The 12,601-nt window shown below is 69.5% G+C and carries 11 protein-coding genes; 5 read left to right on the top strand and 6 right to left on the bottom strand.

Translation table 11 applies throughout. From position 1 onward, the window contains the following. Positions 1-121 precede the first annotated feature (121 nt). Positions 122-622: a GFA family protein gene (locus IBL26_RS21595; RefSeq protein ID WP_187786586.1), complete on the top strand. Its 501-nt coding sequence runs from the start codon at positions 122-124 to the stop codon at positions 620-622. 123 nt (positions 623-745) lie between these two features. Here IBL26_RS21595 and IBL26_RS21590 read toward each other — a convergent pair whose 3' ends face one another. Beyond that, the gene (locus IBL26_RS21590) at positions 746-1,051 is read right to left on the bottom strand and encodes a hypothetical protein (protein WP_187786585.1); all 306 of its coding nucleotides are present in this window, start codon (positions 1,049-1,051) and stop codon (positions 746-748) included. Positions 1,052-1,394: 343 nt separating this feature from the next. Here IBL26_RS21590 and coaBC point away from each other — a divergent pair, with 343 nt between their 5' ends. Next, complete coding sequence (gene coaBC, locus IBL26_RS21585) at positions 1,395-2,600, top strand: bifunctional phosphopantothenoylcysteine decarboxylase/phosphopantothenate--cysteine ligase CoaBC (protein WP_187786604.1); 1,206 nt, start codon at positions 1,395-1,397, stop codon at positions 2,598-2,600. Then, positions 2,600-3,073 carry a dUTP diphosphatase gene (gene dut, locus IBL26_RS21580; protein WP_408901964.1) on the top strand — a complete coding sequence of 158 codons (474 nt, stop codon included), beginning with the start codon at positions 2,600-2,602 and terminating at the stop codon, positions 3,071-3,073. The genes coaBC and dut overlap by 1 nt, the downstream gene beginning before the upstream one ends. Before the next feature lie 326 nt (positions 3,074-3,399). Here dut and IBL26_RS21575 read toward each other — a convergent pair whose 3' ends face one another. Then, positions 3,400-4,254 carry a prephenate dehydratase gene (locus IBL26_RS21575; protein ID WP_187786584.1) on the bottom strand — a complete coding sequence of 285 codons (855 nt, stop codon included), beginning with the start codon at positions 4,252-4,254 and terminating at the stop codon, positions 3,400-3,402. A gap of 486 nt (positions 4,255-4,740) precedes the next feature. On the opposite strand from IBL26_RS21575, the gene IBL26_RS21570 reads away from it, so the two are divergent. Then, the gene (locus IBL26_RS21570) at positions 4,741-5,241 is read left to right on the top strand and encodes a c-type cytochrome (protein ID WP_367615483.1); all 501 of its coding nucleotides are present in this window, start codon (positions 4,741-4,743) and stop codon (positions 5,239-5,241) included. Next, the gene (hisN, locus tag IBL26_RS21565) at positions 5,241-6,014 is read left to right on the top strand and encodes a histidinol-phosphatase (RefSeq protein ID WP_187786602.1); all 774 of its coding nucleotides are present in this window, start codon (positions 5,241-5,243) and stop codon (positions 6,012-6,014) included. The genes IBL26_RS21570 and hisN overlap by 1 nt, the downstream gene beginning before the upstream one ends. A gap of 296 nt (positions 6,015-6,310) precedes the next feature. Here the strand turns inward: hisN and IBL26_RS21560 are convergent, their stop codons facing one another. The 4 genes from IBL26_RS21560 to IBL26_RS21545 all read right to left on the bottom strand — a co-directional run. Beyond that, the gene (locus IBL26_RS21560; RefSeq protein WP_206684282.1) at positions 6,311-7,555 is read right to left on the bottom strand and encodes a Bcr/CflA family multidrug efflux MFS transporter; all 1,245 of its coding nucleotides are present in this window, start codon (positions 7,553-7,555) and stop codon (positions 6,311-6,313) included. 153 nt (positions 7,556-7,708) lie between these two features. Beyond that, the gene (locus IBL26_RS21555; protein WP_194443683.1) at positions 7,709-9,223 is read right to left on the bottom strand and encodes a Ppx/GppA family phosphatase; all 1,515 of its coding nucleotides are present in this window, start codon (positions 9,221-9,223) and stop codon (positions 7,709-7,711) included. A gap of 541 nt (positions 9,224-9,764) precedes the next feature. Then, positions 9,765-11,990: an RNA degradosome polyphosphate kinase gene (locus tag IBL26_RS21550; protein WP_187786582.1), complete on the bottom strand. Its 2,226-nt coding sequence runs from the start codon at positions 11,988-11,990 to the stop codon at positions 9,765-9,767. 373 nt (positions 11,991-12,363) lie between these two features. Beyond that, on the bottom strand, positions 12,364-12,601 hold a 238-nt coding region (locus tag IBL26_RS21545), incomplete at its 5' end, for a hypothetical protein (RefSeq protein WP_408901963.1).

Raw genomic sequence — 12,601 nt, 5'->3', positions numbered from 1 at the left:
GTTTAGGGAGGCACAGGGATTCCGGCAAGAGGGAACGGGGGCGCCGCAACCGCGTTGGCCTTCATAGAGCGCTGCCGGGATTCCGCCCGGGCGGCGCAGCCGGAACCGAGGAAGAACCGCGATGCCCGTCACCCTGGAAGGCTCCTGCCGCTGCGGCGCCGTCCGCTTCACGCTGGAAAGCCACACGCCGGTGCCCTACCAGCGCTGCTACTGCAGCATCTGCCGCAAGACGGCCGGGGGCGGCGGCTACGCCATCAACATCATGGGCAATGCCGACACCCTGCAGGTGCAGGGCGAGACCGCCACCTACCGCGCCAGGCTGGAGGCCGATGACGGGGAAGGCGGCACCACATGTGAGACCAGCAGCGGCCGCCGGCATTTCTGCCCGCGCTGCGCCAGCGCCCTGTGGATGGCCGACCCCAGCTGGCCGCACCTGGTGCACCCCTTCGCCTCGGCGATCGATACGGCGCTGCCGGTGCCGGAGGAGAGTGTGCACCTGATGCTACGCTTCAAGGCGCCCTGGGTGCAGCCGCAACTCGGCCCGCGCGACGCCTGCTTCGACGAGTACCCGGAGGAATCGATCGAGGACTGGCACCGCAAGCGCGGATTGTGGGTGGAGTGAGGTAGACGCCCGCCAGGGGCGCGGCCGGCGTGCGGCGGGCATAAAAAAGCCGGCTGCCCGGGGGGAGGCAGCCGGCACCGGCCGATGGGGAGATCGGCCGGCCGTCAGGAGGTCAGCGAGGGATTAGCCGACCGGCTGCGGGTTCGCGTTGGGCGCCGGGGTGTAGGTCACGCGGCCGGACTCGCCCTGGCTCAGCACATGCGGGGTCCAGCCACGCTGCGCAGGGGCATTCGGGGAATGCTGGTACACGGCGCTCTCGCCATGGCCGATGACGTTCACCCGGCCACCGCCGAGGATGTTGCCACCGTCATTGGAGTAATCGACGGCGAAATTCTCGCCCGTGCCAAGAACAGTGATGGGCTCCTGGGCAACGGCAGCGCCGGCGAAGCCAGCGACCAGAGCAGAGGCGAGAACAAGGTTGCGGAACATTTCTTATTGTCCTTAAATTCAGGTTGCGGCTCAGTGCCGCTCTTGCTGACGGGGAAATGGTCCTGCAGCGGGGACTTTGCCAATCATCTTCCGCGATGCCAGGTATTCGTCTGGCGGATGACCGTTGCGTGACAATTCCGCGTGAACGGCCACGCCCCCGCCGCTCCGCGCCCACGTCGTGGCTTCGTGGTGGCCGGGAGTATGGTCGCCTCAGGCTGATGCAGCCGGGGGCGTGGGGCTGAGGCTGGAACCATGTCCACCGCATCCATCTGCGGCGTGGATGTCCTGACCCGCCCAGGCCGGGCGATTTCGCACCGCCCCAAAATGCTCTACCGTGCCGCTCATGCTCGCGGACACACGCATCCTCCTCATCGTCTCCGGCAGCGTCTCCGCCTTCAAGGTGCCGGAGCTGATCCGGCTGCTGCGCAAGGCCGGCGCCGCCGTCACGCCCGTGCTGACCGCTGGCGGCGCCCATTTCGTCACGCCACATGTGCTACAGGCCGTGGCCGGGGAAGCGGTGCACCAGGATCTCTGGTCGCTGACCACGGAGGCCGAGATCGGCCATATCCGCCTGGCACGGCTGCCGGACCTGGTGGTCGTCGCCCCCGCCTCCGCCAACATGCTGGCGCGGATGGCACACGGCATGGCGGACGACCTGGCCGCCACCCTGCTGCTGGCCACCGACAAGCCGGTGCTGGTGGCGCCGGCGATGAACTGGGCGATGTGGGCCCACCCCGCCACACGGGCCAACATGGCCACCCTCACCGCGCGCGGCGTGCACGTCATTGGCCCGAATGACGGCGCCATGGCCGAAGCCGAGACCGGCCCCGGCCGGCTGGCCGAACCCGCCGAGATCTTCGCCGCCATCGCGGCCCTGCTGGAGGCCGGCCGGGCCGCCGCCCACCGCCCACTGGCGGGGCGCCACGTCCTCGTCACCTCCGGCCCGACGCATGAGCCGATCGATCCGGTGCGCTACATCGCCAATCGCAGCAGCGGCAAGCAGGGCCACGCCATCGCCGCCGCCCTGGCCGCGCTGGGCGCGCGCGTCACCCTCGTCTCCGGCCCCGTCTCGGTGCCGGACCCGGCGGGCGTGCAGGTGGTGAAGGTGGAAAGCGCGCGGGAGATGCTGGCCGCCTGCGAGGCCGCCCTGCCCGCCGATGCCGCCATCTGCGCCGCCGCCGTGGCCGACTGGCGCACCGCGCACGCAGCCGGGCAAAAGATGAAGAAGGTGCCGGGCCAGCCGCCCGCGCCGCTGGAACTGGCGCTGAACCCCGACATCCTGGCAACGCTCTCGGCCCACGCCGCGCGCCCGCGCCTGGTGGTGGGCTTCGCGGCGGAGACTGAGAACGTGGTGGCCAACGCCATCGCGAAACGCCAACGCAAGGGGTGCGACTGGATCGTGGCGAATGATGTCTCGGGCGATGTGATGGGCGGCACGGAGAACACGGTGCACCTGGTGACCGATACCGGCGTGGAGGACTGGCCCCGCATGCCGAAGCAGGACGTGGCCGCCCGCCTGGCCGCCCGCCTGGCGGAGGCCCTGGCCTGATGCCCGCGCCCCCCATGCCCGCCCCCCCGATGCCTGCCATCGCTGTCCGCCGCCTGCCGCATGCGGAAGGCCTGCCCCTGCCCAGCTACGCCACCGCCGGCGCCGCGGGGTTCGACCTGCTGGCCGCCGTGGACGCGCCCCTGGAAATTCCGCCCGGCGGCCGCGCCCTGGTGCCGACCGGCCTGTGCATCGCCCTGCCCGAAGGCTACGAACTGCAGGTGCGCCCACGCTCCGGCCTCGCGCTGAAGCACGGCATCGTCCTGCCCAACAGCCCCGGCACGATCGACGAAGACTATCGTGGTGAAGTCGGCGTCATCGTGCTGAACACCGGCTTCGCGCCCTTCGTGGTGGAACGCGGCATGCGCATCGCCCAGGGCGTGCTGGCCCCGGTGGTGCGGGCCACATGGCAGGAAGTGGAAACCCTGCCGGATACCGCACGCGGCAGCGGCGGCTTCGGCAGCACGGGTCACTGACGGGACGCTCTCTTTGTCGCAGAGAGAAGGCCGGGGAAGGAATTCCCCGGACCCCTTCTTTTTCCTGCGAGTTTGGCGAAGCGCTTCAGGACTGAGAGCGGGCGCTTCTCGATGATTTCAATAATGGGCCACGCGGGCTGAGCCGTCAGTCGCCGGAGGTCCGGGATCTCCGGCGCACCGAGCCGTCTCTCAAGACTGCGCTCCAGAGCCTACACAGCCAAAAACCCGAAAAAAGAAAAGAAGGGGTCCGGGGAATTCCTTCCCCGGCCTTCCCCTTCCCTCTTCAATCCACGCAGCCGTGTAAGGGCCCAACAGACAGCGCGCGCTCAGTCGGCTTCGGCGGGGCGTCCGAAGCGGTAGGGGTGTGCGGCGTAAGTGCCCAGCACGCGCATTTCCTTGGAGAAGAATTCCAGTTCTTCCAGCGCCCGGCGCAGTTCCGGCTGTTCCGGGTGGCCGTCCACATCGCAGAGGAATTGCGTGGCGGTGAAGTGGCCGTCGAGCATGTAGCTCTCCAGCTTCGTCATGTTCACGCCGTTGGTCGCGAAGCCGCCCAGCGCCTTGTACAGCGCGGCGGGGATGTTGCGGACGCGGAAGACGAAGGTGGTCACCGCCTGCGCGGTCTTGGGCGGCAGCGGCTGCGGCTGCTTGGACATCACGTAGAAGCGGGTGGTGTTGTGGGCCGCGTCTTCCACGTTGCGGGCCAGGATTTCCAGCCCATAGATCTCGCCGGCCAGGGAGGAGGCGATGGCCGCGTCTTCCAGGCTGTCGGTCTCGGCCAGCAGCTTGGCGGCGCCGGCGGTGTCGGCCTCGATCACCGGTTCCAGCTTCATCTCGCGCAGCAGGTTCAGCACCTGGCCCAGCGCTACCGGGTGGCTATGGGCGCGCCGGATGCCGGAGAGGGTGGCGCCCTTGTTGGCCAGCAGGCAGTGCTCGACGCGCTGGTAGTGCTCGCCCACGACGAACAGGCCGGAACTCGGCAGCATGCGGTGGATGTCAGGCACCCGGCCGGCCAGCGAGTTCTCGCAGGGCAGCATGGCCAGCTCGGCGCGGCCTTCGTGCACGGCGGCGATGGCCGCCTCGAAGCTCGGGCAGGGCAGCGTGGTAAAGCCGGGATAGGCGCTCCGGCAAGCCAGGTCGGAATAGGCACCAGGTACGCCCTGGAACGCGATCACACCGCTCATCTCTGCATGCACCCCCGGCGGCACTGGCCGCCCTGTCTCGACTATGGCGGCGAGCGCCACTTCTCCCGGCTCCGCGGCAGGTGCCGCTGTCCCGGTGGCGACCACTGCCTCAGTTCTGGCCTGGCGGCAACGCCTGCCCGGCGATGGCTGCGTCCGGCCGCCGCTGCGGGCCGCGAATCCGGCGGAAGGCCACGTCCTGGCCGCCCAGCCAGGCATGGCCGGATTCGCCCCGCCCGCGTGGCGAAGTTGGCCGTGCTGCCGCTCCATCTGTGGAAAAACCTGCGGCGAACCCGCCGTGGCGGCCGCCGTTGCGGTGGCACACGGGTTGAAGCGGTCCGCCTCTGCCATTATGGTCCCGCAAGCTTCTCGCAGAGGCTCCAGCCTGGCGCAAACGGGGCGCTTGGCCGAGATACCAGTCGAAGTATCAATCTAGGGAACGGACGGCGGCATATGAGCTTGGAGGCTAACAAGGCATTCGCGGCCGTCTTGACCGCAGGCATCGCCTTCATGGTGGCGGGCTTCATCGGCCAGCAGGTCGTGCACCCGCACAGGCTGGACAAGACCGCCATCACCATCGAAGGCGTCGGTGCCGGCACCGCCGCCCCCGCCGCCGAGGCCCCTGCCCTGGCCGAGGTCGGCCCCCTGCTGGCCGCCGCCAACGCGGATAACGGCCGCCAGATCGCCGGCCGCCTCTGCTCCGCCTGCCACACCTTCGACGAAGGCGGGGCCAACAAGGTCGGCCCCAACCTCTACGGCGTCGTCGGCGGCCCGCACGCGCACCGCAGCGACTTCAACTACTCCCCCGCCATGGCGGCGGAGAAGGAGAAGCCGTGGGGCTATGAGGAGCTGAACCACTTCCTGGCCGGCCCCGCCCGCTACATCCGTGGCACCCGCATGGCCTTCGCCGGCATCAGCAACACCCAGCAGCGGGCGGACGTCATCGCCTACCTGCGCTCCCTGGCCGCGACTCCGCAGCCCCTGCCGTGATGCAGGACTTCATCGCGGCCGCCGAGGCGGCCGCCGATGCGGCGGGGGCGGTCATCCGCCCCCTTTTCCGTTCCAGGCTGCTGGTCGAGGCCAAGGGCGACAACAGCCCCGTCACCGAGGCCGACAAGGAAGCCGAGCGCACCATCCGCGCCCTACTGGCCGAGCGCTTCCCCACCCACGGCCTGCTGGGCGAGGAATTCGGCACCGAGCGCGGTGACGCCGAGTATGTCTGGGTCATCGACCCGATCGACGGCACCCGCGCCTTCGTCACCGGCCGCCCGATGTTCGGCACCCTCATCGGCCTGCTGCACCACGGCCGCCCCGTGCTCGGCCTGATGGACCAGCCCGTGACCGGCGAACGCTGGATCGGCGTGCCCGGCCAGGGCCTGACCTTCCGCGGCCCGCTGGGCGGCGAGGCCGGCACCCGCCCCTGCGCCAGCTTGGCCGAGGCCGAACTCTCCTGCACCAGCCCCTATATGTTCACCGATGACGAAGCCCCCCGCTTCGCCCGCGTGCGCGACGCCGCCCGCCGCGTGACCTGGGGCGGCGATTGCTTCGGCTTCGGCCTGCTGGCCCTTGGGCTGGTGGACGTCGTGGTGGAAAGCGACCTCAAGACCTGGGACTGGGCCCCCATCGCCCCCATCGTCGAAGCCGCCGGCGGCCGCATGACGGATTGGGACGGCAACCCCCTTCGCGTCGGCTGCCCCGGGCAGGTGATCGCGGTGGGTGACGCCGCATTGCTGCCGGGCATCATGGCCTTGCTGCGCGACTAAGGCGGCTTTGGCGGGGCGTGCGTCCAGCGGGAGCAAGGAAGGCCGGGGAAAGAATTCCCCGGACCCCTTCTTTCTTTTCTGCAAGTTTGGCGAAGCGCTGCAGGGCTGAGAGCAGACGCTGCCTGATGATTTTACTAATAGGCCACGCGGGCTGAACCGTCAGTCGCCGGAGGTCCTAGACCTCCGGCGCACCCAGCGGTCTGTCAGGGCCATCCCTTCAACAGCCGCTCCGACAAAAACTCGAAAAAAGAAAAGAAGGGGCCCGGGGAATTCTTTCCCCGGCCTTCCCTTCCCCGTCACCCAACCGCAGCGCCCGGAGCGCCGCGCACCAGCAGCAGGGCCGAGGCCAGCCCGGCGAGCCCCAGCGCACCGACCAGCATGCCCATCGGCCAGGGCGTGCCGTCGGCCAGCAGCCCCAGCATGAAGCTGAACACGCCGCCCAGCCCGTAATGCAGGGTGCCGAGCAGGGCGGAGGCCGCGCCGGCCTTGCGGGGATAGGCGGCCATGGCCCCGGCGACCGAATTGGCGACGATCAGCCCGAGCATGGAGACGTAGACGAAGAGCGGTGCCGCCAGCCCGGCCAGCCCGAACAGGCCGAGGCGCGCATTCACCGCCAGCACCACGCCGGAGAGCGCGGCGCCGATGATACCGGCACGGAACAGCGTGTCCGTGCCAAAGCGGGTGACGAGGCGGCTGTTGACCATGTTCATCGCCATCATGCCGCAGATATTCACCGCGAAGATCAGCCCGTAGGCCGCGGCGGGAACATGGTGGTACTCGATATAGGCGAAGGGGGAACCGGCCAGGTAGGTGTAGATGCCGCCATAGAAGCAGCCGCCGGTCAGCGCATAGCCCAGGAAGCGGCGGTCCCGCAGCAGGGCCAGGTAGGTGAAGGTCAGGCCACGCAGGCCGAGCGGCGCGCGCTTATCGGCCGGCAGGGTTTCCTTCAGGCTGAAGGCGGCGAACAGCGCCAGCAGGCCGAAGCCCAGCAGCACCCAGAAGATGCCGCGCCAATCCCACCACAGCAGCACCTGCCCGCCGATGATCGGCGCCACCAGCGGCGCCACGCCCATGACCAGCATGAGCACGGAGAGGATCTGCGCCGATTTCTCCCGCCCATACAGGTCCCGCACCATGGCGCGGGCCAGCACCGGGCCGGCGCAGGCGCCGGTGGCCTGCACCAGGCGCCAGAACAGCATCTGCTCCGCCGTGCCGGCCAGGGCGCAACCGGCGGTACCAACCAGGAACAGCCCCACCCCGGCCATGATCGGCAGACGGCGGCCGAACCGGTCCCCGAGCGGCCCCCAGGCCAGCTGCGCCAGCGCGAAGCCGACGAGGAAGAAGGAGAGGGTCTGCTGGATGCGGGCCGGGGTGGTGTGCAGCGCCTCCTGCAAGGCCGGCAGCGCGGGCAGGTACATGTCGGTGGACATGGCCCCGAAGGCCATCAGCGTGCTGAGGGCCAGCACCAGCTTCGGCATGGAGGAGAGCGAGGCGGCGGGAAGCGCAGCCTCTCGGGCGGTGAGGGACATGACGGCCAGCATGTCGATTCATGCTGCACCGCACAACGGCGATTTGGCTAAAAATCGGTCTCCTGATGGGCTAATGCGCAATTTCTTGGCGCAATAGCCTCTGTTGGCGCGATTTCAGGCAGATTCCGGCTTGGAAGACGCAGCGTTTCCCGTCCCGCGCCCCTCTCAGCCCGGGTCGACCACCCCGACCAGCCCGAGCATCGCAGCCAGCGTCTCCACCCGCCGCTGCACGCTGTCGCCGGCGAAGACGCCGCCGCCGGCCAGCCGCAGCGTCAGCGTCGTGCCGGAGATATGCAGGGACGTGCGGCCGAGCAACGCCGTGGTGCCGCCGGATAGGGTGTAGGCCAGGCGCAACACCGCCCCCAGCATCTCCGCCTGCCGCATGGCGGCGGAATCCAGCAGCATGCGGGCACAGGTCAGCCAGCCAGCCTCCGGTTCCGGCTCGTAGCGCAGCGCCACGGCCAGGGCGAGGAAGGCGCGGTCATGGTGGTCCAGCCCAATGCCCGGCTGGCGCAGCACACGCAGGAAGGATTGCTCGGCGCGGTAATCCGGGTGGTCGTGGCTGCCGATGTCGGAGAGCCAGCAGGCCGCCTGGCGCAGCGCGATGGCAGCGGGGCTTTCCTGCTGCCACAGCGGCGCCGTCCAATCCACCAGGGCCTGGGGCATGGTGGTATCGCGGCCATAGCGGGCGGCCATTTCCCGCCCGGCGGCCAGCAACGGGTCTTCTTCCCGCACCGCGGCGGGCAGCAGGCGGGAATACCAGCCCTCCCGCAGCCCGTTGGCGCTGAACACCACACGCCGGGCGCCGGTGGCGCGCAGCAGCCGGCGCAACGCCACGGCGGCGAAGGGCAGATCCTGCAACCGCTTGCTGGGCGCGCCGGGAATGCGTTCCAGCGTGCGGCGCGTCGCCGCCATCACCAGCCCGCACAGATCCCGCGCCTCGTCCCGCCGCAACACGTAATGATGCACGATGGAAAGCGGGTAGGCCGTCTGCGCGATATGGATCTTGGCCAGGGCACGCCAGGCGCCGCCGACGAGGTAGAGGTCGCGCTCCTTGCCCTCGGACAGCCAGGGCTGGTTGGCCAGTTCCGCCTCGGCAATGCCGCGCGCCTTGGCGACGTCGCCCCCCGCACGGTCCGCCAGCCGGATGGCGCCCAGCGGCAGGGACACCATGCGCCCCACCTTCCCCTGGTTCAGTTCCACCAGCTCCAGCGAACCGCCGCCGAGGTCGCCCAGGATGCCGTCGGCGCTGGGGAAGCCCATCAGCACGCCTTCGGCCGAGTAGCGGGCCTCCTCCTCGCCATCCAGGATATGGATGGGCACGTCCGGCAACCGCTCGCCCAGCGAGGCGGCGAAGGCGGGGCCGTTCTCGGCGTCCCGCACCGCGGCGGTGGCCAGCACCTCCAGCCGGTCCACACCCATGGCGCGCGCCACGGCGTGATAGCGGGACATGACGGTCAGTGCCTGCGGCACCGCCTCCTCATTCAGCATGCCGGTGGTCTGCAGGCCGCGGCCCAGACCCAGCACCGCCTTCTCGTTGAAGATGGCCAGCGGATTCCGCCCCCGCCCCTCGAACACCACCAGACGCACGGAGTTGGAGCCGAGATCCACCACGCCGCAGCGCGGCGGATGGCCGGAAAGCGGGGTGGCGGAGAGGGTCGCGGTATCCGGTAGGTCCAAGCGGTGGTGTCCTTAGTTTGATGCGGCGCCTGCCGGCAACGGCGCCACCGAAGATCGTCCGTCAGGGGGCAAGAGCCCGGTACGCGATGGCTGCTTGTGACGTAAAGCGGCCCCAACCTCAATGTTGCGGCCGTGCCGCCTGCCCGGGGGCATGCGGCGGCGCATCTGCGCCGCGCAGCCTACGACCTCGTGGCCGGCTTGTTCCAGGGTTCGTCGCGATCCGCTGTGCCGCTGGGCCGGCCCGGCGTCGTTATGTTCCGCAGCGCAATGGAAGGACGGTCAGGGGAATGAATTCCCCTGAAACCCCATCTTTTTTCTGTTCATTGGCGTTGGGCTTCACCGGCAAGCGACGCCATTCAGATTGATCCGGGCCGCCAGCCGAGGCGCCCGCCCTTCAACGATCACCGGCCTCCGGCGCGAACCCTCGGCCCAGAGGGGCTAAACGCCCACAGCCACGCCCGAAAAGACTCGCAGAAAAAAGATGGGGTCCGGCGAATTCCTTCCCCGGCCTTCTCTCTCCAGGCCAGGACGTCGACCAGCCTTAGTCCTGGGCGACGCGGTCCTGCCGGCGCCGGGTCGGCTGGCGTGGCGCCCGGTGCAGAGCGCTGCCGCGGCCGGAGAGGGAGGGGTTGGTCATGAAGTAGTCATGCGCCGAGACCGGGTTGGCCCCGGCATCCAGCCGCCGCCAGCCGCCATCCGCCTTCAGCAGCCAGGATTGCGCGGTGTCCTTCATGTTCACCACCATGATCTGGTCCAGGATCTGCGCGTGCACGGTGGGGTTCTCCACCGGCACCATCGTCTCCACCCGCCAGTCCATGTTACGCGCCATCCAGTCGGCGCTGCTGATGAACACGCGGGCGCGGCGGGACGGCAGGCGGTGGCCGTTGCCGAATACCAGCACGCGGGAATGCTCCAGGAAGCGCCCGACGATGGATTTCACGCGGATATTGTCCGACAGGCCCGGCACGCCGGGGCGCAGGCAGCAGATGCCGCGGATGATGCACTCCACCTTCACCCCGGCCTGGCTGGCGCGGTACAGCGCGTCCACCAGCGTCTCGTCCACCAGGCTGTTCATCTTCAACCAGATGCCGGCGGGCTTGCCCTCCCGCGCGAAGGCGATCTCCTGCTCGATCAGCGCCATCAGCGCCGGGCGAATAGTCAGCGGCGCGAAGGCCAGGCCTTCCATCGTCTCCGGCCGCGCATAGCCGGTCATGTAGTTGAACAGCTTTTGCGCGTCCCGGTTCAGGCCGGGGTCGGCGGTGAAGTAGCTGAGGTCGGTGTAGATGCGCGCGGTGATCGGGTGGTAGTTGCCGGTGCCGAAATGGGCATAGCTGCGCAGGCTGCCGCTTTCCCGCCGCACCACCAGGGACATCTTGGCGTGGGTCTTCAGGTCCACGAAGCCGAACACCACCTGCACGCCCGCCGCCTCCAGCTCCCGCGACAGGGCGATGTTGCGCTCCTCGTCGAAGCGCGCCTTCAGCTCCACCATGGCGGTGACGGACTTGCCCAGCTCGGCGGCCTCGATCAGCGCACGGGCGATCGGGCTGTCCCGGCTGGTGCGGTACAGCGTCTGCTTGATGGCGACCACGTTGGGGTCCCGCGCCGCCTGCCGCAGGAACTGCACCACCACGTCGAAGGATTCATAGGGGTGGTGGACCAGGATGTCCTTGGCGCGGATGGCGGCGAAGCAGTCGCCGCCGAAATCCAGGATGCGCTCGGGGAAGCGGGGGCTGTAGGGGGTGAACAGCAGGTCCGGCCGGTCATCCACGATCAGCTGCTTCAGGTCCGCCATGCCCAGCAGCCCGTCCACCATGAACAGCTCGGCGCGCGGCGCGTCCAGCTCCTCGGCCACGAAATCCACCAGGTCAGCGGTCATGCGCGCATCGACGGCCAGCTGGATGGCGCGGCCGCGGCGGCGGCGCTTCAGCGCCGTCTCGTAGGAGCGGACGAGGTCTTCGGCCTCTTCCTCGAACTCGACGCCGGTGTCGCGGATGATGCGGAACAGGCCCTGCTCGGCATTGATGTAGCCAGGGAACAGGCGGGGCAGGAACAGGCTGATCAGGTCTTCCAGCATCACGAAGCGGATGGGGCCGACGCCGGGGGTGATGTGCGGCGCGTCCTCGGCCGCCGGCAGGCGGATGAAGCGCTCGATCTGCGGCGGCACGGGCAGCAGGGCGCGCATCAGCCCGCCATCCTCCTCCCGCACAAGCTTCAGCACCATGCACAGCGCCAGGTTGGCGATGAAGGGGAAGGGATGCGCCGGGTCCACCGCCAGCGGCGTCAGCACCGGGAAAACCCGCTCCAGGAACCAGCTCTCCAGCCAGCGGCGGTCGGATTCGGACAGTTCCTCCAGCCGCACGACGCTGATGCCGGCGCTGCGCAGCTCGGCCCGCAACTGCCGCCAGGCGGCGTGCTGCGATTCGGTCAGCGCCGCCGCGCGGGCATGGATGGCGACCAGCTGCTGCCCCGGCGTCAGCCCATCCGGCGAGGACGGGATGATGCCCGCCCGCTCCTGCCCCACCAGGCCGGCGACGCGGACCGAGTAGAACTCATCCAGGTTGCTGGCGGAAATGGCGACGAAGCGCAGCCGCTCCAACAACGGGTGGCTGGTGTTCTCCGCCTCCTCCAGCACCCGGGCGTTGAAGTCCAGCCAGGACAGCTCCCGGTTGATGAAGCGGGCCGGCGAATCGGGCGCGATGGCGAATTCGGGCGCGGCTTCGGGGGCTGCGGTGTGGGTGGCGTCGGTGTGGGGGGCTGCGGCGTCCATGGCGGCAGCCTACAGCATGCACGGGGCTGTGGTGGAGATACCGGCAGCGCCCCGGCATGAAACATCATGGATCATTCATGCCGGAGAGGAAGGCCGGGGGAGAAAGGCCGGGAAAGGAATTCCCCGGACCCCTTCTTTCTTTTGCGAGTTCGGGGGCACATCAAGACTCGGAGCGGACGCTTCTGATGATATTCAAAATTGGCCACGCGGACTGAACCCTCGGTCGCCGGAGCTCCATGACCTCCGGCGCACCCAGCCGCGTCTCAGGCGCACCCCTTCAACAGCCACGCCGGTAAAACTCGAAAGAAGAAAAGAAGGGGTCCCAGGGGGAATTCCTTCCCCCTGGCCTTCGCCTTCCGCCTTCAGCCCCCAGTCACCACCGCGCCTGCCCTCCCTGGAAGGCAGCGAAGCCCGCCTGGCCGCCACCCCCTGCCTCGACCGGGGCCTGGAGTCCCGCCCAGTCGTCGGCGGTGGTGGGAAGGTCCGGCCCTTCGGCGGCCGGGTTGAAGCCGGGCCAGTCCGCCAGGGCGGCGCGGGCCAGGGCGCGGGTCACGGCACCACCGGCGGCCAGGGCGGCGCGGTCCAGCCGCGCGGCGGCCTCGGCCACGGCG

It is taken from the genome of Teichococcus aerophilus, from assembly GCF_014490485.1.
In the GTDB taxonomy this organism is placed as follows: Bacteria; Pseudomonadota; Alphaproteobacteria; order Acetobacterales; family Acetobacteraceae; genus Pseudoroseomonas; species Pseudoroseomonas aerophila.
This window is presented reverse-complemented; position numbering and strand designations above follow the sequence as displayed.